Annotated in this window: 22 protein-coding genes; 14 read left to right on the forward strand and 8 right to left on the reverse strand. The window is 69.5% G+C overall.

Translation table 11 applies throughout. The features are described 5' to 3' along the window. The first annotated feature begins 38 nt into the window (after positions 1–38). The 8 genes from ACFWXQ_RS07770 to ACFWXQ_RS07805 all read left to right on the forward strand — a co-directional run bounded on the left by ACFWXQ_RS07770 (position 39) and on the right by ACFWXQ_RS07805 (position 9,228). Positions 39–1,136, forward strand: a complete 1,098-nt coding sequence (locus ACFWXQ_RS07770) for an enolase C-terminal domain-like protein (RefSeq protein WP_383938208.1) — start codon at positions 39–41, stop codon at positions 1,134–1,136. Positions 1,137–1,163: 27 nt separating this feature from the next. Further along, a complete protein-coding gene (locus ACFWXQ_RS07775; RefSeq protein ID WP_383938205.1) occupies positions 1,164–2,549 on the forward strand; it encodes an ABC transporter substrate-binding protein in 1,386 nt (461 codons plus the stop codon). Continuing rightward, positions 2,546–3,478 carry a carbohydrate ABC transporter permease gene (locus tag ACFWXQ_RS07780; protein WP_383938202.1) on the forward strand — a complete coding sequence of 311 codons (933 nt, stop codon included), beginning with the start codon at positions 2,546–2,548 and terminating at the stop codon, positions 3,476–3,478. Before ACFWXQ_RS07775 ends, ACFWXQ_RS07780 begins: the two co-directional genes overlap by 4 nt. Beyond that, complete coding sequence (locus tag ACFWXQ_RS07785; RefSeq protein WP_383938199.1) at positions 3,475–4,389, forward strand: carbohydrate ABC transporter permease; 915 nt, start codon at positions 3,475–3,477, stop codon at positions 4,387–4,389. Before ACFWXQ_RS07780 ends, ACFWXQ_RS07785 begins: the two co-directional genes overlap by 4 nt. Positions 4,390–4,418: 29 nt before the next feature. Beyond that, positions 4,419–6,116, forward strand: coding sequence for a class I mannose-6-phosphate isomerase (locus tag ACFWXQ_RS07790; protein WP_383938196.1), 1,698 nt, complete (start codon positions 4,419–4,421; stop codon positions 6,114–6,116). Beyond that, positions 6,113–7,081 (forward strand): ROK family protein, encoded by a 969-nt coding sequence (locus ACFWXQ_RS07795; RefSeq protein WP_383938193.1) that lies wholly within the window; start codon positions 6,113–6,115, stop codon positions 7,079–7,081. Before ACFWXQ_RS07790 ends, ACFWXQ_RS07795 begins: the two co-directional genes overlap by 4 nt. Before the next feature lie 662 nt (positions 7,082–7,743). Continuing rightward, on the forward strand, positions 7,744–8,646 hold the full coding sequence (locus ACFWXQ_RS07800) for a TIGR03619 family F420-dependent LLM class oxidoreductase (RefSeq protein ID WP_383938190.1): 903 nt from the start codon (positions 7,744–7,746) through the stop codon (positions 8,644–8,646). 111 nt (positions 8,647–8,757) lie between these two features. After that, a complete protein-coding gene (locus tag ACFWXQ_RS07805; protein ID WP_383938187.1) occupies positions 8,758–9,228 on the forward strand; it encodes a hypothetical protein in 471 nt (156 codons plus the stop codon). A gap of 88 nt (positions 9,229–9,316) precedes the next feature. On the opposite strand, the gene ACFWXQ_RS07810 is transcribed toward ACFWXQ_RS07805, so the two are convergent. Next, the gene (locus ACFWXQ_RS07810; RefSeq protein ID WP_383938184.1) at positions 9,317–9,784 is read right to left on the reverse strand and encodes an SRPBCC family protein; all 468 of its coding nucleotides are present in this window, start codon (positions 9,782–9,784) and stop codon (positions 9,317–9,319) included. A gap of 198 nt (positions 9,785–9,982) precedes the next feature. Here ACFWXQ_RS07810 and ACFWXQ_RS07815 point away from each other — a divergent pair, with 198 nt between their 5' ends. The 4 genes from ACFWXQ_RS07815 (at position 9,983) to ACFWXQ_RS07830 (ending at position 13,407) form a co-directional block, all read left to right on the forward strand. Further along, positions 9,983–11,314 (forward strand): cytochrome P450, encoded by a 1,332-nt coding sequence (locus tag ACFWXQ_RS07815; protein WP_383938181.1) that lies wholly within the window; start codon positions 9,983–9,985, stop codon positions 11,312–11,314. A 177-nt stretch (positions 11,315–11,491) separates the two neighbouring features. Next, positions 11,492–11,722, forward strand: coding sequence for a hypothetical protein (locus ACFWXQ_RS07820; protein WP_383938178.1), 231 nt, complete (start codon positions 11,492–11,494; stop codon positions 11,720–11,722). Between the two features lie 166 nt (positions 11,723–11,888). After that, complete coding sequence (locus tag ACFWXQ_RS07825) at positions 11,889–12,488, forward strand: isochorismatase family protein (RefSeq protein WP_383938175.1); 600 nt, start codon at positions 11,889–11,891, stop codon at positions 12,486–12,488. A gap of 10 nt (positions 12,489–12,498) precedes the next feature. After that, the gene (locus tag ACFWXQ_RS07830) at positions 12,499–13,407 is read left to right on the forward strand and encodes a GlxA family transcriptional regulator (protein ID WP_383938172.1); all 909 of its coding nucleotides are present in this window, start codon (positions 12,499–12,501) and stop codon (positions 13,405–13,407) included. Positions 13,408–13,561: 154 nt separating this feature from the next. Here ACFWXQ_RS07830 and ACFWXQ_RS07835 read toward each other — a convergent pair whose 3' ends face one another. Next, positions 13,562–14,101 (reverse strand): TetR/AcrR family transcriptional regulator, encoded by a 540-nt coding sequence (locus ACFWXQ_RS07835; protein WP_383938169.1) that lies wholly within the window; start codon positions 14,099–14,101, stop codon positions 13,562–13,564. A gap of 492 nt (positions 14,102–14,593) precedes the next feature. On the opposite strand from ACFWXQ_RS07835, the gene ACFWXQ_RS07840 reads away from it, so the two are divergent. Beyond that, positions 14,594–16,042 (forward strand): aldehyde dehydrogenase, encoded by a 1,449-nt coding sequence (locus ACFWXQ_RS07840; protein WP_383938166.1) that lies wholly within the window; start codon positions 14,594–14,596, stop codon positions 16,040–16,042. A gap of 78 nt (positions 16,043–16,120) precedes the next feature. Here ACFWXQ_RS07840 and ACFWXQ_RS07845 read toward each other — a convergent pair whose 3' ends face one another. Both ACFWXQ_RS07845 and ACFWXQ_RS07850 read right to left on the reverse strand, forming a co-directional pair. Further along, a complete protein-coding gene (locus ACFWXQ_RS07845; RefSeq protein ID WP_383938163.1) occupies positions 16,121–17,458 on the reverse strand; it encodes an FAD-dependent oxidoreductase in 1,338 nt (445 codons plus the stop codon). Positions 17,459–17,609: 151 nt separating this feature from the next. Next, complete coding sequence (locus tag ACFWXQ_RS07850; protein ID WP_383938160.1) at positions 17,610–18,149, reverse strand: TetR/AcrR family transcriptional regulator; 540 nt, start codon at positions 18,147–18,149, stop codon at positions 17,610–17,612. 77 nt (positions 18,150–18,226) lie between these two features. On the opposite strand from ACFWXQ_RS07850, the gene ACFWXQ_RS07855 reads away from it, so the two are divergent. Beyond that, positions 18,227–18,529 carry a hypothetical protein gene (locus tag ACFWXQ_RS07855; RefSeq protein ID WP_383938157.1) on the forward strand — a complete coding sequence of 101 codons (303 nt, stop codon included), beginning with the start codon at positions 18,227–18,229 and terminating at the stop codon, positions 18,527–18,529. Positions 18,530–18,590: 61 nt separating this feature from the next. On the opposite strand, the gene ACFWXQ_RS07860 is transcribed toward ACFWXQ_RS07855, so the two are convergent. The 4 genes from ACFWXQ_RS07860 to ACFWXQ_RS07875 form a co-directional block, all read right to left on the reverse strand. Further along, positions 18,591–19,259 (reverse strand): response regulator, encoded by a 669-nt coding sequence (locus ACFWXQ_RS07860; RefSeq protein WP_383938154.1) that lies wholly within the window; start codon positions 19,257–19,259, stop codon positions 18,591–18,593. 252 nt (positions 19,260–19,511) lie between these two features. Then, positions 19,512–19,736: a hypothetical protein gene (locus tag ACFWXQ_RS07865; RefSeq protein WP_383938152.1), complete on the reverse strand. Its 225-nt coding sequence runs from the start codon at positions 19,734–19,736 to the stop codon at positions 19,512–19,514. A 262-nt stretch (positions 19,737–19,998) separates the two neighbouring features. Continuing rightward, positions 19,999–21,990, reverse strand: coding sequence for a sensor histidine kinase (locus ACFWXQ_RS07870; protein WP_383938149.1), 1,992 nt, complete (start codon positions 21,988–21,990; stop codon positions 19,999–20,001). Positions 21,991–22,046: 56 nt separating this feature from the next. Beyond that, a complete protein-coding gene (locus ACFWXQ_RS07875; RefSeq protein ID WP_383938146.1) occupies positions 22,047–22,508 on the reverse strand; it encodes a hypothetical protein in 462 nt (153 codons plus the stop codon). Positions 22,509–22,709: the final 201 nt, after the last annotated feature.

Raw genomic sequence — 22,709 nt, forward strand, 5'->3', positions numbered from 1 at the left:
CCAGACAAAACGTTTCCCTACAGAAGACGAAAGCCAGGATGAAGATCACCCATGTCGAAGTACACCGGATCGATGTTCCGGCAGCCAGTCCGCCCTTCCGCTGGCGCGACGGGCTGAGCGGAAGCGCTCCGGTGGGCGACGGCGCGGTCCTGCACATCGGGACGGACGAGGGTGCTGAGGGAGTGTCGGTGTTCGCTCGCCCGGGCGCCTACTTCATCCTCCAGGACCTGGTGGACCGGGTCTTCCGTGAGGAGTTGGTCGGAGCCGACCCGTTCCAGCGGGAATGGCTGTGGCACCGGGTGTGGGAGCTGGACCGTATCCACGAACTCCCGCTTCCCACCCTGGGCCTCATCGACATCGCCTTGTGGGACCTGGCCGGCCGTTACCACGGCGAGCCGGTCTGGCGTCTGCTCGGCGGCTTCAGAGATGCCATCCCCGCCTACGCGTCCACCTCGACGTTCTCCAGTACCGCGGAGTTCCTCGACGTGGCGGACCAGTGCCTGGCCCTGGGCTATCGCGGCATCAAACTGCATGCCTGGGGGGACGCCCGCCGTGACGCGGAACTGTGCCTGGCCCTGCGCGAGCACGTCGGTCCGAGCGTCCCTCTCATGTACGACGGGTCGGCGGGCTTCGACCTGCCCGACGCGATCCGGCTGGGGCGGGCGCTCTCCGAGGCCGACTACCTCTGGTACGAGGAGCCGATCCGCGAGTTCAGCATCTCGGCCTATCAGCGGCTCGCCGAGACCGTGGACGTACCGCTTCTGGTGGCCGAGACCTCCGACGGGGCGCACATGAACGCGGCGGACTTCATCCGGGCCGGTGCCGCCACCTTCGGAGTCCGGGCCGGCACCACACTCCGGGGCGGTATCACCGGCGCCATGCGCACCGCGCATCTCGCCGACGCCTACCGGCTGCGGGCCGAGGTGCACGGTTCGGACATTCCCAACCACCACCTGTGCATGGCCATCTCCAACACCACCTACTACGAGTCCCTGGTGACCTCGGTGAACGTCGTCCGAGAGCGCCATGTGGACGACCAGGGCCTGGTGCACGCCCCCATGGGGCCCGGCATAGCCCTTCCCCTCGATTTCGGCTACGGCAACGAGCTCCTGCCGTTCGTCGAGCAGCCGCGCTGACCGGCGCAAGAACAGAAAGGCAAGACAATGGGGTCTTCCCGATCTCCGAGAACCGGCCGGAGTCACCCACTGCTCCGCACGGTGGCAGTCACACTGTCCCTGGCCACCGCGACCGCCCTGGCAGGCTGCGCCAGCGCCGACACCAACACCGATTCCTCCTCCGGGCAGTCGGCGTTCAAGCCGGTCACGCAGAAGGCAGGCTCGCAGATAACGGTGTGGGCCGACTCGACCAGACTGCCGTCGGTCGAGGCGTACCAGAAGTCCCACCCCGACGTGAAGATGAAGATCGTCACGTACGACGGCGGAGCCGACGGATCGACGTATCTGAAGTCGAAGGTCCAGCTGTTCGACAGGACCGGCAGCGGTTGGCCGGACGTGGTGTTCAGCACGCCGACCGACGTGACCTGGGCCTCGGAGGCCACCAAGCCCGGAGCGCAGCCGTTCGCCGCTCCCCTGGACGAGAAGCTCGTACCGCGGAGCACCCTGGACGGCTTCGCCAAGGGTTCGCTGACGCCCTGTCAGTTCAACGGCCACACCTACTGCATGCGCAATGACATCGCGCAGGTCCTCCTCTGGTACAACAAGCCCCTCATGGACAAGTGGGGCTACAAGGTTCCGACCACGTGGCAGGAGTACGAGGCCCTCGGCACGAAGGTCGCGAAGGAACACCCCGGCTACCTCGTCGGCTCGGTCGGCGACACCAACTCCCATGAGTCGTACTTCTGGTCGGGCCAGTGCCCCGCGTTCAGCCTGGTGAAGCCCGACACTCTGCGCACCGACCTCCAGGACCCGAAGTGCACCCGGATGGCGAAGCTCCTTGACAACCTGATCAGCGCCAAGGCCGTCGCCACGCAGGGCTTCTTCAGCCAGGGATTCGCCAAGAACAGCGGCGGCAAGGTCCTGATGGCGTACGGCCCTTCCTGGTACGGCCAGTACCTCTTCAAGGCCGGCTTCAAGACCCCGGCCAAGCAGATAGCCGCGGCACCCCCTCTGACCTGGAAGGGAGAGAGCACGACTGCCACGGGCAACGTCGGCGGTGGCGTGTGGATGGTGTCCTCGCACAGCACCAACCTCAAGGCCTCCACCGACCTGGTCACCTGGCTCACCACCTCCGACGAGAACCAGGCCTCCGCGCCCACCTATCCGGCCTACGCCCAGGCCGCGAAGGCCTGGCTGGCCAACCCTGCCAACAGGGACTACTTCGCCAATGATGTGAGCCAGCCCTTCGAGCAGGCCGCGAACGAGGTGTGGACCGGCTGGTCGAACACCAGGTTCTCGGACTCCACCGCCTGGTCCAGCGTCGTCCTCCCGGCACTGACCTCCGGAAAGAGCCTCACCGACACCCTGCCGGCCTGGCAGCAGGAGATAGCCGACGAGGCCAAGACCCAGGGCTACAAGGTGGTCGATCAGTGACCTTGCTGGAGACCGAGCGCGTCGCCGTCTCCCCCTTGCGCCACGGCACCACGCCGCGGCGCAAGGGCCGCAGCCGCGCGGGCTACTACTTCGTCGCCGGCTACGCGCTGCTGCTGCTCGCGTTCGGCGTCTTCCCCACCGGGTACGCGTTCTTCCTCGCGTTCACCAATGACCGGGGCCAGTTCACCGGGTTCAACCAGTTCGTGAAGGTCGTCCAGGACTACCGCTTCGCCCCGGCCTTCACCCACATGCTGATCTATCTGGTCATGTGGCTGGTGACGCTCGTCGTCCTGGTCGTCCTCACCGCTGTGATCCTGCGCAGCCGCGTGCGTCCGGGCACGTCGGCGCTCTTCCGCTTCCTGTACTACATCCCCGGCGCCCTCGCCGGAGTGGCGAGCGTCCTGGTCTGGCTGTTCATGCTGGACCCCGACGTCAGCCCGGTGTCCTGGCTGCTCACCGCCATGGGGCTGAAGACGTTCGCCGCCGTCCTGGCACCCGGCAACCTGCCGCTGATCCTCATGCTGATCGCCTTCTGGACCGGCGCCGGAGGCTGGATGGTCGTGATGTACGGGGCCTTGAACAACATCCCCGACGAGGTGCTGGAAGCGGCCCGCATGGACGGCGCGGGCCCCTGGCGCACCGCCTGGCACATCCAGATCCCGATGATCCGGCAGTGGATCGTCTACATGACGATCATGGCTTTCGCGACGGGCACCCAGCTGTTCGTGGAGCCCCAGCTTCTCCAGACCGCCAGCCTCGGCAGGGTGAGTCCCACCTGGTCGCCGAACCAGCTCGCCTACGTCTACGCCTTTCAGCAGGGCGACTTCAACGGCGCCGCCGCCATCTCCGTCGTCCTCCTTGCCGTGGGCCTCCTCGCCGCCGGGCTGCTGGTCGCTCGCTCGAACCTGTTCAAGTTGGATGAGAAATGACGCAGACCACTCTCTTCCTGACGGCCGTCAGGCGGCGTGTCCATCCGTCGAGGACCCTCCCCTTCCTGGTCGTGGGACTCCTTCTGGCCCTGCTGCTGGTGTTCTTCGTGCTGCCGGTGATCTGGCTGCTGCTGGCACCGTCGAAGACCGCCGGCGAAGTGGTGCGGGACAACCCGCTCTCCTTCGGCTCGTTCCATCAGATCGGTACGGCCTGGCAGCACCTGTTCGCCTTCCAGGACGGCGCCATGACGAGGTGGCTGCGCAACTCGGCCGTCTACTCGGGCGGTTCACTCATCCTGACGCTGGCCGTCAGCGTTCCGGCCGGCTACGCGCTCGCGCTGACGAAGTTCAGGGGACGCAGGACGCTCCTCGTGATCACCCTGGTCACCATGATCATGCCGCAGGCCACCCTGGTGCTGCCGATCTTCCTGGAACTCAACCGCCTCCATCTGATCGGCACCATCTGGTCGGTGATACTCCCCTTCTCCTTCTTTCCGTTCGGCGTGTATCTGGTCTACATCTACTTCGGGAGCAGCCTCCCCAGAGACCTGCTGTCCGCCGCGCGGATCGACGGCTGCACGGAGTGGCAGCTCTTCTCACGCATCGCGCTCCCGCTCGCCAAACCGGTGGTCGGACTGGTCGCGTTCTTCAGCTTCGTGGGCAACTGGAACAACTTCTTCCTGCCGTATCTCGTCCTGCCGAACAGCGAGCAGTTCCCCGTCCAGGTGGGCCTGAACCAACTGCTGACCTCGACGCCGTCCTTCAATCCCGTCGCGGGCGCCGGATTGAACGTCACCATCCCCGAACTCGCCCTGGCCATCATCATCGCCATCGTGCCCGTGCTGGTGCTCTTCGTCTTCTCGCAGCGCACGCTGGTGTCCGGGATGCTCGCCGGATCGAGCAAGGAATGAGCTCTCCCCCTGTCTGTGAAGGAGACCGTGTGTACCGGCTCGATCCGCGCTACGCCCCCGCCCCGCAGGCCATCCTCCACACGGGATGGCAGGCAGTGGCCGCCCAACTCCCCGACGGCCCCGCGGTGGTGGCCATCGAGGGGCCCCCGTCCGTCGACTGGTCCCTCCTCGGTGATCGCCTCGAACACGAGCTGACCGACCGCGGCATCCCCGTCACGCTGCTCGACATACGCAGCCACTACGCACGGCCGGCGCACGTCAGAAGCCGTACCGAACGCCCGGCGGACGCCGACGACCCCTACTTCCGCAAGCTCGCCGACAATCCCCTGGACGACCTCTTCGAGACCCTCCCCGTAGCCAGTGCACCTCAGGAAGGACTGCTCCTCGTCTACGGCCCCGGTGCCGCCCTCGTGGACCACGACCTGCTCTGGTACGCCGATGTGCCCAAGCGGTCCGCGGAAGCGGCGGTCGGAGCAGGTGAAGTGGGCGTCAACCTCGGCCTGCCGGACGAGAAGCCCGACTTCAGGCGGCTGTTCTACATCGACTGGCCGATGATCGACCAGCACCGCGACTCGCTCGCACCCCGCCTCGACGCCTGGCTCGACATGCAACGCCCCGACCACCCGGTGTGGATCGACGGAGCAGGCCTGCGCGCCACGTACGCCGCTCTGTCCCGGGGGCCCGTCCGCACCCGTCCGTACTTCAACTCCACTCCCTGGGGCGGCCATTGGGCACAGCGCGAGCTGGGCTTCAACCCCAACTCCCCCAACACCGCGCTCGGTTACGAACTGATCGCCCCCGAGGCCGGCATCCTCATCGGCACCGGACCGGAGGCGCAGGCCGAGGTGCCGTTCCAACTCATGTGCGTGCTGGAACCGTTGAGCGTGCTCGGGGCAGAGGTGCACGCCCACTTCGGCACGTCCTTCCCGATCCGCTTCGACTACCTGGACACCGTCGGCGGCGGCAGCCTCTCCGTGCACTGCCACCCGAAGAAGTCGTACATGCGCGAGCGTTTCGGCTGGGACTACACCCAGCACGAGACGTACTACCTGACCCTCGGCAGCACCGACACCAAGGTGTTCCTCGGCCTGCGCGAGGACGCCGACGCCGACGGCTTCCGCAAGGATGTGGAGCGGGCCATCACCGACGGAGTGCCCATGGACCCCCAGGACCATGTCCTGGCCTTCCCCGCCGAGCAGGGCCAGTTGTTCATGATTCCGGCGGGCACCCCGCACGCCAGCGGCGCGGGCAACCTCGTACTGGAGATCAGCGCCACCCCCTACCTGTACAGCCTGAGGTTCTACGACTGGCTGCGGCCCGGTGCCGACGGCAACCCGCGCCCCCTGCCCTACGAGCACGGGTTCGCCAACCTGGAGACCGGACGACGCGGTGAGGCCGTCGCCCGTGACCTGGTGCAGAAGCCGCGGACCCTGCGCGAGGGCACCGGTTGGCGGGAGGAGGTCATCGGCGGGCTGGCCGAGATGTTCTACGAGGTCAGGAGGTTCGTGCTCGACGCCGGGGCCGAGGCCGCCGACGACACGCAGGGACGGTTCCACATCCTGAACGTGGTGGAGGGGGAAGGCGTCACGGTGCACACCACGGCCGGAGACCGGCACGAACTGGCCTTCGCGGAAACGCTGACCGTGCCGGCCGCGGTCGGCCGCTACACCCTGCGAGCGGCGGCCGGCGGTGGCCCGGTGTGTGTCGTGAAGGCGCTGGTCCGTTGATCCCTGTCCTGGAGATCGGCGGCACCCATGTCACCGCGGCGCTCGTCGACCTGCACGACGGGCGTGTCACCAGCCGTACGCGCGAGCCGCTCGACGCGGACTCCGATGCCGACGACATCCTCGCGGTCGTCCGACACTGCGCCGACGGGCTGCCGGTACGTTCCGGCGCGCGGTGGGGCGTGGCGGTGCCCGGGCCGTTCGACTACGCGAGGGGGATTGCCCTCTTCAGGGGCGTGGGCAAGTTCGACTCCCTGTACGGGATGGACGTGCGAGCAGCCTTCCTCGACGGGCTGCGGCAGCGTCCCAGTGACGTCGTGTTCCTCAACGACGCCCACGCCTTTCTGACCGGCGAGTGGTCCGCGGGTACCGTCCGCGGGCACCGCCGCGCCGTGGGCATCACGCTCGGCACCGGTGTCGGCTCGGCGTTTCTCGCCGACGGCCGCATCTGCGACAGCGGTCCCGGCGTGCCACTGGAGGGGCGGATGGACCTCACCGAGATCGACGGACGACCGCTGGAGGACGCCGTCTCACGCCGGGCGATCCTCGCCCGCTACGCCGACCCCGCAGCCGATGTACACGACATCGCCCGGCGGGCCAGAGCGGGCGAGGAACGGGCCCAGCGGGTGCTGGACAACGTCTTCACCGCACTGGGCGTCGCGCTGGGCCCCCGCCTGGTGGACTTCGGCGCGACCGCCCTGGTCGTCGGAGGCTCCATGGCCCGCTCCTGGGACCGCGTCGCCCCCGCACTGTCCACCGGTCTCGTGACCGGGGGCTGGACGCCGGACGACCCATGTGCCGACGCGGCTTCCCTGCCTCCCGGAGCCCCGGAGCGCCCCGCGGGAGACGCGCCCCCTGGTCCGGATCACGCCTCGGCGACCGGCCCACGGCGTACTCGTGAGATGAAGCCCGCCGACCCAGCCGGAGACGCCGCACTGGTGGGCGCGGCTTGCGCGGCTGTGGCGTAAGACCGACGAAGGGGCGGCACTGCCCGTCCTGACCGGCCAGGCCCAGGTCGACGGGAACGGTCGGATCAGCGCGGCGCCGGGGCAGCACAGCGCTCCCGAGGATCCAGCCCTCGCGACCCTCGCGGCCGGCCTGCGCCCCGACGACGGCGTCACCGTCCACGAACTCCTCACCGAGCCCCGCTTCGCACCGTTCCGCGCAGCCCTGGAAGCACGCCGTGCTCCCCTGCGCCGGTGCTTCGGCGCATACCACGTCCCCGCGCTGACGCTGGCCGGCGAGAGCCCGGAGAGCGGATTCAGCGTCTCCAGAAGGGCGTTCCCTCCGCCCACCTCGCGGGCGTCCGCAGCCGGTGCGAGCGTCCGTCGCCCCCGGGAGGAATCCACCGACCGCACGGGGCGCGGGGACCCCGCCGAACTCCCCAACTACGCACCGGACTTGGATGTGGACCACGGCAGCGGCTTCGGCGGAGGTGACTGAGGCGGGGCGCGACACGCCGTCAGTGGCCAGTTCGAAGTAGTTGCGCCATCAACTTCTGTACTCTCGGTGCGCATGACGGCCGTGGACGACCGTCCCGCCCTGCCAACTCCCTTACAGGGAACCGGTATGCGCTGGTCGCCCGAGGGGACGGCCGACGGTTGCCACGACTACTCAGCAAGGAACAGCCATGAAGATCGGTTTTGCGCTCCCGCAGTTCCACAAGCAGGCCTTAGGCATAGCCCGGACCGCGGAGTTCGCGCGCGAGGCGGAGAACGCGGGCGCCGCGAGCCTCTGGGTGGGCGACCGCAATCTGGCTGCCGTCAACCCCAAGGTCGGCTACGGCGGGCAGGGTGACTCGATTCCGGCCGAACTCAACACGGCCGCCGACCCGTTCGTACTCCTCGCCATCGCCGCGAGCGCCACCGAACGCGTACTGCTCGGAACGCATGTCCTCATAGCCCCGCTGTATCCGCCCGTCCAACTGGCCAGGTCGCTCACCAGCATCGACGTGATCAGCGACGGCCGTCTGCTGCCCGGCTTCGGCATCGGCTGGTCACCGGAGGAGTACGAGGCCGCGGGTTCGGACTTCACGCGGCGCGGCGCCCGGATGAACGAACTGCTCGACGCCCTCGACGCCATCTGGACCACCGACCCGGCCCAGTACAGCGGTGAGCTGATTTCGGTGCCCCTGCACCACTCCCCCCTCAAGCCCGCCCGGCGCCCCCGTCCGCCGTTCTACCTCGGCGCCATGTCCGAGCGCGCCCTGCGGCGGGTCGCGGAGCGCGGTGACGGCTGGCTGCCGCTGCTCGTGGTGCCCAGTTACGTGGACATCGACGGGCTGGTGTACCAGCGGACTGCCATCGACGAGCTGGCCCGGGAGGCCGGCCGGGACCCGTCCGCGATCGATGCCGTCCTGCGGGTCAACATCGACGCGGGCACCACGACCCAGCAGGTCGCCGACACCATCAGGACTGTCCACGAGCGCACCGGCATCGACCACTTCATGGTCGACTCCATGTACGCAGTCCACAGCGTCGACGAGTCCCTGGCCCTCGCCACCGAACTGATCGCCCTGGTCCAGAAGGGCTGACGGCGCCGCGCAACGTGCTTCTCGATTCCCGACCGGTTCGGCGCGGTTGCGCGCTACGCTCTCGGCGCTCCGCCCGGGCCGGCCGGGCGGGACACGACGACAGGGGGCGCGATGCGAGCCGCTACGGGGCTTCGGTCGCTGATACCGCTGCTGGTCTGCGGGGTGCTGGCCGCGACCGCGGGCTGTGGAGGTTCCACCGACGAACAGGGCGGCGAGTCCCTGGAGTTGGAGTCGAAATGGCACGACAGGATCAGCGAGGCGGTGAACGCGAAGCCCGACGGCTGCACGGCCGGCGTGGGCAGTGCCTGCGAGACCCATGCGGCGGCCGTGCACGCGATCACCGAGCGGCTACACAAGGAGGTGGAGGCTCGTCCCGACAAGGACCGCTACCAGGCGACACTTGACGGCACCACCGCCATCGACGAGCAATACGACCAGTACTTCACCCAGTTGTGCGCCACCGTGCCCGAGACCACGGTCGATGCCGCCACCACCCAGAAGTTCAATACCTGCTCCGGGCTCTACACCTCGATCATCACGGGCGCGGGCGACCTCCAGGACAACCTGCGCCCGTCCGAGTAGTACGGGTCCAGGGCGGGCTGAGCCCAGGGCGGTAGCGGGAATACCACCTGCTCTCGACGTGGCCGGGCCAGGTCGCAGCCGCCCTGAGTCAGTCGGTCCCTTCCAGGTACGACGCCAGGTTGGCCAGCGAGGAGGCGATCCCGGTTTCGTGGTCCGTCCGGTCGATGCCGGGTGGCACATCCGTGGCGGTGACGGTCACCTCGGTTCCGTCACCGGCGGCGGCGAGATGCCAGGTCATCGTCATGGTGCCCGCGAACGACGGGTCGTCGGCCTCGAACACCGCCCGCTGCACCACACGCTCCGGCGGCACCAGTTCGGCGAACCTTACGTCGACGACATCCGTCGCGTCCGAGGTCTTGCCGGGGCTGTCGGTGGGGTCGAGGTAGGTGAGGACCATCCGGAATCCGCCACCGGGCCGGGGATCCCACCACTCGACCCGCCCGCGCATGCCGTCCGGCGGCAACCAGGTCTCCAGGGACTCCCGGTCGAGGAGGGCGTCGTAGACAGTCGTTGGTGGTGCCGCGATCACGCGGCTGGCGCGGTCGGTCCTGTCCATGGCCCGAGTCTAGGGCGAAGGCCGCGCCGGCGAGCCGGTTCCCTGAGCGGCGCGGGGCGGCGGTGTCGTCGTGGCCGTGCCGGGACGGACGCCGTACCAAGTGAACTGTCACCTGATGTGTCCGCTCCCGTACAGTCCGCCTTGGTGCCGGCGCTCCTCCGTTGCGGCCGAGCCCGGCGGTTGACCAGGAGAGGAAACATGGACACTGAAGCCGGTCCCGGCTCCCCTTCGTACGTCCCCGGAACGGGACGGCCGGTCCCCGAGGCCGAGCCCGCACTCGTGCAGCGGTGGCATTCGGGCGGAGGTGAACTGGTTGAGCTGCTGTCCCAGGTGCGCGAGCGGTTAGGCGGTGTCGCCGCGTTCCGCCTCGGGCCGGCACCGACCGTTCTCGTCACCGACCCGCAAGCGGTCCAGCACGTACTCGCGCGGCATCCGGAGCGGTACGTCAAGCGCTCGCACCGTGCCCGTGTGCTGATCGGCGACGGTGTCCTGGCCGCCACCGGGGCGGCGTGGAAGCAGCAACGCCGTTTGCTGCAGGCCCAGTTCACCGGTACCGGGATGCGCCGCTACGAACAGCGGATCACCGGGGCCGCCCGGACCACCGCCGGACGCTGGGACGGGTACGCCCGTACCGGACAGCCCTTCGATGTCGGGCAGGAGATGCGCCGCTTCGCCCTGGACTCCATCTGGCGCTCCCTCACCGGGCATGCCCTCGATGACGAGACCGAGCGCGAACTGGCCGCCGTGGAAAGCGTGGGGGCCGCCCTTCCGACCCTGCCCGCCGATATCAACGACGCCCAGGAAGCCGTTGCCGCCGATCTCGCCCGGATCGACGCGGTCGCGCGGCACGCGATCGAGGCCGCCCGCGGCGGAGCGGCCGGACCCGACGGCCCGGGCCTGCTGCACGTCCTGCTCGACGCCGCCGCCGAGCACCCCGAGTACACCGACCGGCTGATCCGCGACGAACTGGTCACGCTGCTCGCGGCCGGGCACGAGACCACCGCCACCACCCTGACCTGGCTCTACCTGCTCCTCGACCGGAACCCCGCCGCCCGTGAACAAGCGCTGGCCGCCGGCGGCGAAGGGTCCCCGGAACGCCGCCAGGCCATCCAGGCCCTGATCCACGAAACGCTCCGGCTCTACCCGTCCGCATGGATCCTGCCCCGCCACGCCACCGAGGACGACACCCTCGCCGGGTACGCCGTCGAGGCGGGCACCGACCTCCTGGTCTGCCCGTACCTCACGCACCGCGATCCCGAACTCTGGCCGGACCCGGACCGCTTCGACCCCCAGCGCTTCACCACGCCGGGCGCCCGACCAACCCACCCGGGCGCCTACTTCCCCTTCGGCATCGGCCCCCGCGCCTGCCTCGGCCTGCAGTTCGCACTCCGCGAATCAACAGTCCTACTCGAGCACCTGCTACCGCCCCACACCCCGACCTTCTCCTCCACCCCCACAAAGGCAGTACATGGCATCACCGTCCGCCCTGATGGCCCCACCCCGGCGACCTTGACACCGCCACTTACCTGACACGGGCCATCGCGCACCATGAAGTTGCCGGAGGGCAGCAGAGTTCTGCCGGTCATCGGTGCCGGAAGCGGCTGTTCGTCTGTGGCCGCCCGCTGGATACGGTGGCCTGGGTGGCCCTGAGCGGTCTGCGACGGGGCGTGATGGTGGTGAACGGTCCGAGACGAGAACGGGGTGGGGATGGTCTACCTGGTCCTGGCTGTGACAGCGGTCGTGTCCATCGTTACGGCCGCCGTGACCGTGCTGGTGGGCCGTCAGAGGCGCCGGATGGAATCCGGTCCGGAGTCGCGGCGAATCGAGGGGGCGGCCACGAGAGGCGTGCGCGAGGCGCGCCGCCAGGCTCATGCCCAGCAGCATTTCAACGATGCCGGCGGCTTCAGCGCTCTGCGGGATCGCGACTCCCTCTCGTAGGGACTCGTAGGGACTCGAAACGACTCGGGGAGACAGGGATAGCGACGACTGCAATGGCGTCACCTCCCCGTCCATGACATCACGCCCCCGCCCATGACCGGATCGGTCCGCCCCCGGACCCGATCCGGCCTGGTCCTGGCCCTCTCTTGCGGTCCAGGCTTGGGGCATGACCCGAGCACTGATCGTCATTGATGTCCAGGAGTCCTTCCGGGCCCGTCCGCTGTGGGAGACCACCTCCGACCTGAAGATCGCCGACCAGGTGAACCGCCTGGTCCGGCTGTCCCGTCAGGCCGGGGACCTGGTCGTATGGGTGCTGCACTCCGAGCCCGGCAGCGGGGATGTCTTCGACCCCGCCCTCGGCCATGTCCGGCTCATGGAGGAACTGGAGCGGGCGGACGGGGAACCACTGATCCACAAGACCTCGCACAACGCCTTCACCACCACCAACCTGCAGCAGCTGCTCACTGAGCGCGGTGTCCGCGAACTCACCGTCTGCGGCATCCGTACCGAGCAGTGCGTGGAGACCACCACCCGCGTCGCGAGCGACCTCGGCTACCAGGTCACCTTCGTCACCGACGCGACCGCGACCAATCCCATCCCCCACCGCGACGCCCCCGCCGACCAGAGCGTCGCCGAGCTGCTGGCCGACCCGCTCACGCTGCCTGCCGAAGAAGTCATCAGGCGCACCGAGTACGCCCTCGCCGGACGCTTCGCCACCATCGCGACGGTCGACCAGCTGGAGGCGGCGGCAGAGCGTAGGGCATGATGACCGAATCGTGAGCCACATCGTCTTCTTCCTGGTGCCCGGAGTCCATCTGCTGGACCTGGCAGGACCCGCGCAGGTTTTCTCGACGGCCGCCGACTTCGGGCACCCGTACACGCTGTCCTACGTCGCCGAGAGGCCGCAGGTCTCCACCGCGCAGGGGCTGCCGCTGGTGGCCGGGCTCGACTGGCCCGAACTCGGGCCCGAGGACCTGATCGTGGTGCCCGGCTGGCGGGCGGCAACCCTGGCCGACACCCCCGCCATCGGTGCCGCGTCCCTCCAGGTCCTGCAGGACCACCACGCCAGAGGTGGGACGGTGGCCAGCGTGTGTGCCGGGGCCGAGGCGCTCGGCCGGGCCGGCCTGCTGGACGGCCGCCGCTGCACCACCCACCACGACGTGCAGGACGAACTGGCCCAGCGCCATCCCCGGGCGTTGGTCGTCCGCGACGTCCTGTTCACCACCGACGACCGGGTGATCACCTCGGCCGGCATCGCCAGCGGTATCGACCTGGCCCTGCACCTGGTGGCCACCCAGCGCGGCCCGGCCGTCGCCGCCCAGGTGGCCCGCGACATGGTCGTCTACGCCCGGCGCAACGGCCATGAGCCGCAGTCGAGCGAGATGCTCCGGCACCGGTCCCACCTCGACGACACCGTGCACCGGGCCCAGGACCTCATCGACGCCCGTTTCGACCAGCCGCTCCCCCTCCCCGCCCTGGCCGCGGCCGTCGGCGTGAGCGAACGGACCCTCACCCGCCTCTTCAGCCGCGCCACGGGACTCACCCCCCTGCGATACCAGCAGGCCCTGCGCCTCGAACGCGCCCAACACCTCATCAGCCACGGCGCGACAGCCGACGCCGCGGCCCGCTCCGTCGGCTTCGAGGACCCCCGCATGCTGCGCCGCCTCCGCGCCCGCACGGCTTGACCACGCCAACGCAGATCCTTCGGCGCGGCCGAGTTCCCGGAGCCCTTGGCGGCCCGGCGCAAGTTCCGGACTCTGTCACTGCAGGTTGGCATCACCTGGGCGTGGGGGAACCGTCCTGCAAGGTTCGCGGCACACACGCCGGACGCCGCTCCTTCTATCCGACGCCGTGGAGGAAGGAGGCCACCACGAGGTCGGCCGCCGGACCTGGTTCGATGTCGACGAACACATGGGCCATGTTGTCGATCATGCTGCCCAGCAGGGCCCTCGCCCACCCGGGGGGCAGATCCTGGCGGATCAGCCCCTCGCGAGCCGCTCGCCGGAGAAACGCCTCCAACCGCTCACGCTGCGCTTCGGCCCGCTGGTCGGCCTCGGGATCTTCCTTCATCATCCGCCGGATGCCCAACGGCCAGCGCCGGCTGACCGGGATGATCGACTCGACGTATCCGTGCAGTGCGATCGCGACCGGGGCCTCCGTCAGGCGTGCCGCGTCCAGGACCGCCTCGGAGGCGTCGAGTTTCGCCGTGTAGACGGCTGACAGAAGCGCTTCCCGGTTCGCGAACCGGCGGTAGACCGTGCGCCGGTCCACGCCGGCCTCCGCGGCGATCGCGGCCATGGTCGTTCCCGGGTCCTGAGCGAGCAGCCGTGCTCCCGTCAGCAGGACGGCGTCCAGGTTGCGGGCTGCGTCGGCTCTCATCGCGGCGGGCACCTTCCGTCGTTCCAGTGTGTTCCAGGGCTTCTTGGATGCGCCGTCCAGGACGTCCAGGGGGAGAAGCGGCAGCGGGTCGGCCGCCTACTGTAGCGCCACACTACCATCACGCTTGTTGCATTAAGTGTCACATCGACGTAGCGTTTGTGGCGGAGGAGAACTTGGTTCAAAATTCGTCGCGGTCGTCCTGCGCCCGAAGGCCGAACTCACCCCGCCGGTCCGACTGCCGCTCGGCTCGGACGAGGTGTGTCCGACACCGCAGATGGTGGCGGCGCGAGCGGCTGAGGACGACGCCTGGCGCGACCCGAGTCCGTCCAAGGACTGCGAGGGATTGCGCGACTTCACCGGTACGAAGGTCGTCCGCATGGTCCGCCCCGACCGGCCCTGCCCCGCTCTGACCGGCGACAGCCCTTCCACAGAACCGGCTGGAGCCCTCCCACAGACGGCGAATACACAACACAGCAGAGAGAAGACAGCACCATGATCGTGCGCGACAAGCTCTACATAGGCGGTCTTTGGGCCGAACCCAGCGACAACACCCCGCTCGACATCCGTTCCCCCCACGACCAGTCGCTGGTCGGCCGGTCCGTCCAGGCCCTGCCGGCCGACGTCGACGGCGCGGTCGCGGCGGCACGGACGGCTTTCGACGAGGGACCCTGGCGGCAGACGACTCCGGAGCAGCGCCAGGACCTCATCGTGCGCCTCAACGAGTTGCGCGAGGCGCGTGCCGAGGAGATCGCGCGGCTCATCACCAGCGAGCGCGGCAATCCGCTCTGGTTCAACAGGGCGGGCCAGGGCGGACTGACGCGGCAGGCGCTCGGCTACCTCAAGGGCGCCCGCGAGTTCGGCTGGGAGGAGACGCTCGACTCCTCCGTCCCCGACGCCGCCTTCCGCAGCGTCGTACGCCGCGAGGCCATCGGAGTGGTGGCCGCCGTCATTCCGTGGAACTCACCGTTCTCGGCGGCGCTGGCGAAGATGATCCCGGCGCTGCTCGCGGGCAACACCGTGGTTCTGAAGACCTCGCCGGAGAACTCCCTGAGCATGATGCTGCTGGCCGACCTCTTCGACGAACTGGGGCTGCCCAAGGGCGTGGTCAGCATCCTGCCGGCCGGCAAGGAGACCAGCGAGTACCTGGTCGCGCATCCCGACGTCGACAAGGTGGCCTTCACCGGCTCGACCGGCGCGGGCCGTTCCATCGCGGCTGTCGCGGGCCGGCAACTCAAGCGGGTCAGCCTGGAGTTGGGCGGCAAGTCGGCGGCAATCATCCTGCCCGACGCGGACCTGGACGAGGCGGTGCCCGCGTTGCGGTTCTCCTCGCTGGGGAACAACGGCGAGGCGTGCATCGCCCAGACCCGGGTGCTGGCGCCGCTCAGCCGGTACGACGAGGTGGTGACCGCCCTCAAGGACCTGCTCGACGGGCTGAAGGTCGGCGATCCGTCCGAGGAAGACACCTTCATCGGTCCGCTGGTCCGCGCCGAACAGCAGGAACGCGTACGGTCCTACATCCGGCTCGGCATCGAGGAGGGAGCCCGGCTGGTCACCGGAGGCCCCGAGTCGCCAATGGGGCTGGAGCAGGGCAACTACGTCAAGCCGACCCTGTTCGCCGACGTCGACAACAGCATGCGGATCGCGCGTGAGGAGATATTCGGCCCGGTCCTGGTGGTGATCCCCTTCGAGGACGAGGACGACGCCGTGCGCATCGCCAACGACTCCGAGTACGGCCTGAGCGGCGGCGTGTGGACGGCGGACGTCGAGCACGGCCTGGAGATCGCCCGCCGGATCCGCACCGGCACTGTCACCGTCAACAGGGCGCCCATCGGCTTCGACGGCCCGTTCGGCGGCTACCGGGCCAGCGGCACCGGGCGCGAGTACGGAGCCGTAGGCCTGGCCGAGTACGTCGAGCACAAAACGATCACGGTCCCGGCCTGAAGGTGATCAACTCGGAGGCGGAGAAGTGGGCCGCCGTCAGCCGGTCGATCGATTTTCCCGGACCTGACGAGGAGTAGGTCAGGCGTGCATGCGGCGCAGGGCGTCCATGGCACTTTCGACGACTTGGCGGTCGGTGAGGCGGGCGTGGTCGTGGGCGGGGCGGCCGGCGTTGAAACCGAGGAGGATCGGCTTGCCGAAGGCCCGGTGTCCGTTGACCCACAAGGACCAACGGCCGGGGTCGTCGGGGTCGAACCATTCGATGAGGTCGGCGTCCTTGTCCCAGAAGACGGACGGGAATTGGAGCCAGAGCTTGTCGAGGAGACCGGATCCGAGGGCGTCGATGGCCTCGCGCTTCTGGGCGGGCAGTTCGGGTTGAAAGGCGATCTTCCGGGCCTTGAGGACACCGATGGGGACGGTGACGACGCACCGGTCCGCGCGCAGTGTCTCATCGCCCGTGAGGGTGAGTGTCACGCCGCCGGTGCTGCGGGCGATGCGGGTGACGATGGCGCCGGTCCGTACGGGGATGCCGCCCCGGACATGGGCGAGAAGGCTGTCATAGCCGTCGGGCAGGAGGAGGTCGCCGCCTCGGCCGCCGGTGCCTTCTTCCTCGGCGGAGACGGCGAGTTGCTCGGGGTCGGCGCCGTACTCCTGCACCAGGACGGAGCTGACCGCATAGCGCAGCGCGGGTGACATCTTGCGCGGCAGGAGGGCGGAGAAGGGGGTGGTATCGGGGTCTTCCACATCCTCCGCCTTGGCCAGGTATGTCTCGAGTTCCGCCAGCGCCTTCTTGTCCTGGCCGACGGCGTTGTCGTAGTCGAACGGGTAGGAGAGTCCACCGGTTTCACGCAGGAGCTTGGTCATGGGGTTTCCCTTGTGCCCGTGGATCCAGGAGGCGCCCATCTCGGCCGGGATGCCGTCGAGGTGCTCGGTCCAGGTCCGGCCGCCGATACGGTCGCGGCCCTCCAGGACGGTGACGCGCAGACCGGCGTCGGTCAGGTCGCGTGCGCAGCCGAGACCGGAGAACCCGGAGCCGACCACGGTCACGCGTTCGCCGGGGCGCGCCGCCTTGATGATCTCGGCGGCAGCCCTCCGGCCGCTGAGCAGGGCTCCGGTCTGAGTGGCCGGTGCCTCGCCGGAGGTTGCCTCGCCAGCGAAGTGCAGGCGCCCGACGGGGGCGGCGAGTTTCTCACGTACGGACACACCGAGCGGGCTGGGGGCGAGGTAGGAATAGGACCCCAGCGCGAACGGGTCGGTCGACCAGGACGTACGCAGGAACGCGACCGGCTCGGGCGGAGAGCTCGCGTGGGGCTGTGCCCCGCCACCACCGGTGGGGGTTGGGCCGCAGGCAGAGGTGGCGCCGGCGGACACGGCCGCCCCGGTGACGGTCAGGAACCAGCGCCTGGTCATTGCGGTCATGTCCTGCACTCCTTGGGCGATGCGCCCGGCGGGGGGTCGGTTGTAGGTGATGGAGTACGCCTGCCGGTGAGGGAATACGGCTGTTGGTGACGGCGTACGCCGCAGGCGGCGGCCCGGACCGACGGGCTTGGCCGGCTGACCGGTGGTCAGGTCAGGGGCGTGCGCCGTCGAGGAGCAGCTTGGTGAGGTAGTCCGGGGCCTGGCGTTCGCCCATGCCGCCCTCACCGACGAGTTCCCAGGCGCACTCGGCCAGGGAGCACAAGGTGGAGGCAAGCCAGGTCGCGGGCATGTCGGTGCGGAACAGGCCCTCGCCCTGACCGCGGGCGACGAAGGCGATGATGCGTTGCATGACCGCGTCCGCGGCATCACTCAGCTCGGCCACGCCGAGCACGTCCGCCTCCACATAGACCACGTTCCACAGCTGCGCGAGCACGTCGTAGTTCCGCACCAACGCGGCCAGGGCCTCATCGACAGGTGCCTCGTCCAGGCCGGCCTCTTCGAGTGCCTCTTCGCAGTGGGCGAGGATCCTGCGGCCCATCGCGTCGATCATCCCCTCGCGGGTCGAGAACAATCGCGTCAGCGTCGCCCGCGACACCCCCACCCGCGCGGCGATGTCCCCCATCGACGCCCCCCGATCCTGCGCGATCACCCGGATCGCCCGCTCCAGCACCGCATCCATGTCCGTACGCACCGGCACACCACCTCTCACTTCAGACGCAATCATGCATCACGTGACGCAAAAATGCATCAGCAGGTAGTGCGACCCCCATGGAGCGGCGTGGCTTCGGCTTCCACCGTCTGGAGCTGGACCACTCCACCCGCAACGAGGATGTCTGTCGCGTCTGCGGTTACACGGACGGTTACCTCTTCTTCGAGAACACCTGGCCGACGCACATCATCTGCGACTGCTGCGGATGGGAGTCGGGCACGCCGGCGCTCGACCTTTCAGCCACCCGGGAGTATCGCGGCTACTGGACCGGGCAGGGCGCCGAGTGGTCCTCCCGTGGGGCACGGCCCAAGGACTGGGATCTCCTCAAGCAGTTGCGCAACATCCCCGAGGACTGGCGCTGACGATGGGGTCGGCAAGCCCGTACGCCCGTCCGCACATGGGGCATCCGCCACGCGCCTCCGGTCAGTCCGTGCTGGGTGAGCCAAGGCCTGCGTCGCGGGCCTTGGCGACTGCGGCGGCGCGGTGCGGGACGCCGAGTTTGAGCAGGATGGCTGAGACGTAGTTGCGGACGGTCTTCTCCGACAGGACGAGCCGCCGCGCTATCTCGTAGTTGCCGCAGCCGGTTGCGATGTGTTCCAGGATCTGCCGTTCCCGGTCGGTGAGTTCAGGGAAGATCTGGGCCGCGTAGTGGCGGTGGGCGCCGGTGAAGAAGGCCACGATCCTGCGGGCGACGGCTTCCCCGTACACGGCGTCGCCGGCGGCCACCGACAGGACGGCCCGGACGATCTCCGTACGGTCGGCGCCCTTGAGGAGATAGCCGCGGGCTCCGGCGCGCAGTGCGCCGAAGAGGGCCTCGTCGTCCTCGTGCATCGTCAGAACGAGGACGCCCACCCGGGGATGGCGGGCCAGCAGGGCCCGGGTGGCGGCCGCGCCGTCCAGGCCGGGCATGGCCAGGTCCGTGAGGACGACATCGGGAGTGGTCCGGTCGACGACGGCGAGCAGTTCGTCGCCCCTCGCCGCCTCACCCACGACCTCGACCTCGTCGCCGGCGGTGAGAGCGGCCTTGAGACCGTAACGGAACATGGGGTGGTCGTCGGCGAGGACCACTCGGACTGCGGAGGGGACGGTCACAGTGCCTCCAGCGGAAGGGTGGCGGCGAGAACGGTACCGCTCGTCAGTTGGCGAAGTCCTCCAGCCGCTCGAAGCGGGGAAGGGGCACGATCCAGACAGCGCACCCCAGCGCCGCGGTGCTGCACAGCACCACTGTCCAGGCAACCGTTCGCGCGGCCATGCACCAAGTGTGCTGTGCCTGGCGGCCCGTCCGGTATACGCAGTGTCCCGGCCGTCGTGGGAAGTCCGCCCGCCCGGTCCGGGACCAGGGCCTCAGGCGGAGCAACACCTGGGCGGTGCAGGGTCGTTGACGACCTCATCCCACGCCTTGCGGGTCCGCCCGCTGCCGGTCGCGGGAGCGCGGCGGGGGTCCCGGCCACCGGCCGGCAACAGCACGATCCCGAAGGGTAGTTCGGCGCGGGCGAGTTCGCCGAGGTCGCCGCCGCCGCGGCCACCATCCTCGTCGGCCTTCCGTTTCTCCAGCAGGCCACGCGACATGAAGGGGAACGCGCCACCGCAGGCTCCGCGGCATGGTCCCCGGACAGGAACACGTCCTCCGCGGTCCGGCGTACCGATGTCGTTCCGTCGTCCACGACCGTGGCGCTGTGTGTCGTACTGGCCGCTGCCGTGTTCTGGCTGACCGAACTGCTGACCACATGGATGGGGATCGGCAGCCTGGGCTGGCCATGGAGGCCGCACGCCTCCGCGTGCGCGCTCGCAGCCGCGCCTAGCGTGCCGGTTCTCAAGGCTGAGGGACGGCTCAGGCGTCCAGCGGAAGTTCGACGCGCACCGTGTTGCCCCGGCGACGGCTGACGATACGGAAACTGCCGTTGAGTTCCTCGGCGCGGCGGCGCATGGAGACCAGCCCGACCCTGCCGTCACTCTCCCGGTCCGGGTGCAGGCCTCGCCCGTCGTCGTGCACTTCGAGGGTGAGGACCGTGCCGTAGGACAGCCGGACCAGACAGTGTGTGGCACCGGCGTGCTTGACCACGTTGGTGAGGGCCTCGTCCGCGATCCGGAAGGCCGCCGTTTCGACCGGTTCCGGGAGTGCGGGAAGGTCGTCGGGCGCTTCCACCTCGATCTGCAGACGCCCGCCCGCCGCCAGCGTCAGGGCCAGCGCCCGCTCGCGCAGCGCGGGCACCAGGCTGTGCAGGTCGAGGGCCGACGGCCGCAGGGCGTCGATGACGCGCCGTACCTCCTCGACCGCGCGTCCCACCTCGGAACGCAGCCGGCCAACCAGCTCCTCCAAAGTCGCCGAGTGGCCGGTGACGGATGCCTGCACCGCTTCCAGCCCCAGTGCGACACCGGACAACGAGGGGCCCAGGCCGTCGTGCAGGTCGTTGCGGATGCGCGCCCGCTCCGCCGCGGAGGCGTCCACGGCCTGCTGTCGGGCGGCCCGCAACTCCTGGTTGAGACGGTCCGCGTGGACGATCAGCGCCACCGGAGCCGTCAGAGCATCGACGATCCGGGCATCGGCGGGCAGGAAGCCGCCCGGATCGGCGGGGCACAGCGCGAGGTCGCCGACGTGCGCGCCGGCCACGGTGAGCGGCCGTACCACCGGCGGCGCAGACCTCGTTCCGGTCTCGGCCAGGAGGGTGCCGTCGGTCGCGATGAGTGCGGCGTAGGGGGCTCGCACCGCGGAGGCGACCGCCGTCACCACGGTCGGCAGGACGTTGGCCAGGTCGGCGGAAACATGGCTGCCCAGCCGTTGGAAGGGGCGTAACGGATCGTTCCGCGCCCCGTAGACGAGCCGGTCGACACCCTTCTGAAGGCGATCCCGTACGGGGGTGAGCAGCGCGGCCACCGTGGCCGCCGCCAGGACCGCGGGCGTCGGACCTGTCGGCACCGCGACGGTCACCACGGCGGTGACCGCGGCGTACGTGCACAGGACAACAGCGGTGAGGCCGCCGTACAACAGCGTTCGCCGCAGGATGAGTTCGATGCCCAGCAGCCGGTACCACAGCACGCCCACCGTCACCGCGAACGAGACCAGGCCCAGCGCAAAGGGAAGGAGCCAGCCCCACGCCGGTACGAAGGACACCGCGAGCAGCAGCCCCAACGCGACGAGAAGCCACAGCAGTTGCTGACGCTCCGGTGCCTGCCCGCGTCTCACACGCAGGCAGGCGCCGCCGAGCACCAGGACTGTCGCACCGGCCACCAGCAGCGCACCGCCGAGTGTCAGCCCGGTCGTCCAGGGTCCCGGCAGTTCGACCGCGGGTCCCGCACCCCTGTAGTACTCCGCGGAGGGCTGAGCCGCCGTGGCCATGCCCAGGCCGGCCGACAGTGCGCCGATGGCGATGACCCGGTTCACCCAGCGCCATCCGGCGGCCGGTAGCCGCCCCTCCGGATAGAAGACCACCAGGACGACCAGCAGGGAGAGCGCCGGCACCCACAGGGAGTCGCCCAGCGAGTAGGCCAGACCGCCCAGCGGAAGATGCTCCTCGGGTCTCGCCTGCGCGCGCACCGCGTAGACGGATGCGGCGTCCTGGGCCGTTCCGAACACCGGCACCGCGAGCAGCAGCCAGCCGATCGGATTGCGAGGCCGCGCGGTGATCAGTACGACACTCGCCGGGATCGCCAGTGTGACACCCACCAACTGGGCGTACGGTACCGGCTGTTCGCCCGCTTCCGCCGGGAACCGCAGCCCGCGCCCGAGGTGGACCGTCAGCGCGGCGGCTGCCAGGGCGGCGCCGGCCAGTGCACATCCTGTGCGACGCAGTACGGCGTCGGAGGGGCGCGGTCGAGAGGGCACGGCCCCAGTGTCCGGGAGCGTGTGCCGTCTGTCAGCCTGCCGTGCTGACCCGACGTTCATGACCAGGGGGAAAGGTCCGGAGGCGGGATCAGGATGGGAGTGTCCGGGCAGCCGATCTCACCCCAGTAGGCGCAGCCGTTCGCCGGCGGATCGGTCCAGACGTCGGCCTCCGGGACGTCCGGCGGATCCGGGACCTCGGTGTAGCCGCCGCCCGGCTCCTCACCGACCGACTCCTCACCAACCGGCTCCTCGCCAACTGGGTCCTCACCGGCCGGTACCTCGGTGCCCGGTCCTTCGTCTACTGGTGCTTCATCCACTGGCGCTTCGTCCTCCTGCTCGTCCTCCTCCGGCGCCTCGATGTTCGGCTCCTGGCAGTCCGTCGTGCTGGAGCAGTAGACGATGTCCGGCAGCGGCAGCGGGTCGTCGGCGCCCTCACCGCTCTCACCGCAGGAGGAGACGAGGAAGATCAGCAGCGATGCCGCGACGGCGACGGCGAGTGGTTGGGCTTTCGCGAACACAGTGGCTCCCGGTGATTGCAGAGGGTCGATCGCCCCGGACTCGTCCCGTGGCACCGGAAACTGTGCGGCGCCGGGCCGTCCGGGCACCTGATGCACCCGTCCCGACCACCTCGGGCCAACCTCCCGGAATCGTTGGGACATCTGCCCCTACGCGACTTCCGCCGGACGGCGCATCCTCGTTCTCACGGCGGAACACCGAGC

It is taken from the genome of Streptomyces sp. NPDC058697, from assembly GCF_042715345.1.
Lineage (GTDB): Bacteria > Actinomycetota > Actinomycetes > Streptomycetales > Streptomycetaceae > Streptomyces > Streptomyces liliifuscus.

What these genes read in the sequence shown, in the direction of transcription:
- ACFWXQ_RS07770 (WP_383938208.1), top strand. Translation starts at nt 39, where the DNA reads ATGAAGATCACCCATGTCGAAGTACACCGGATCGATGTTCCGGCAGCC.
- ACFWXQ_RS07775 (WP_383938205.1), top strand. Translation starts at nt 1,164, where the DNA reads ATGGGGTCTTCCCGATCTCCGAGAACCGGCCGGAGTCACCCACTGCTC.
- ACFWXQ_RS07785 (WP_383938199.1), top strand. Translation starts at nt 3,475, where the DNA reads ATGACGCAGACCACTCTCTTCCTGACGGCCGTCAGGCGGCGTGTCCAT.
- ACFWXQ_RS07800 (WP_383938190.1), top strand. Translation starts at nt 7,744, where the DNA reads ATGAAGATCGGTTTTGCGCTCCCGCAGTTCCACAAGCAGGCCTTAGGC.
- ACFWXQ_RS07805 (WP_383938187.1), top strand. Translation starts at nt 8,758, where the DNA reads ATGCGAGCCGCTACGGGGCTTCGGTCGCTGATACCGCTGCTGGTCTGC.
- ACFWXQ_RS07810 (WP_383938184.1), bottom strand. Translation starts at nt 9,784, where the DNA reads ATGGACAGGACCGACCGCGCCAGCCGCGTGATCGCGGCACCACCAACG.
- ACFWXQ_RS07815 (WP_383938181.1), top strand. Translation starts at nt 9,983, where the DNA reads ATGGACACTGAAGCCGGTCCCGGCTCCCCTTCGTACGTCCCCGGAACG.
- ACFWXQ_RS07820 (WP_383938178.1), top strand. Translation starts at nt 11,492, where the DNA reads ATGGTCTACCTGGTCCTGGCTGTGACAGCGGTCGTGTCCATCGTTACG.
- ACFWXQ_RS07825 (WP_383938175.1), top strand. Translation starts at nt 11,889, where the DNA reads ATGACCCGAGCACTGATCGTCATTGATGTCCAGGAGTCCTTCCGGGCC.
- ACFWXQ_RS07835 (WP_383938169.1), bottom strand. Translation starts at nt 14,101, where the DNA reads ATGAGAGCCGACGCAGCCCGCAACCTGGACGCCGTCCTGCTGACGGGA.
- ACFWXQ_RS07840 (WP_383938166.1), top strand. Translation starts at nt 14,594, where the DNA reads ATGATCGTGCGCGACAAGCTCTACATAGGCGGTCTTTGGGCCGAACCC.
- ACFWXQ_RS07845 (WP_383938163.1), bottom strand. Translation starts at nt 17,458, where the DNA reads ATGACCGCAATGACCAGGCGCTGGTTCCTGACCGTCACCGGGGCGGCC.
- ACFWXQ_RS07855 (WP_383938157.1), top strand. Translation starts at nt 18,227, where the DNA reads ATGGAGCGGCGTGGCTTCGGCTTCCACCGTCTGGAGCTGGACCACTCC.
- ACFWXQ_RS07865 (WP_383938152.1), bottom strand. Translation starts at nt 19,736, where the DNA reads ATGTCGCGTGGCCTGCTGGAGAAACGGAAGGCCGACGAGGATGGTGGC.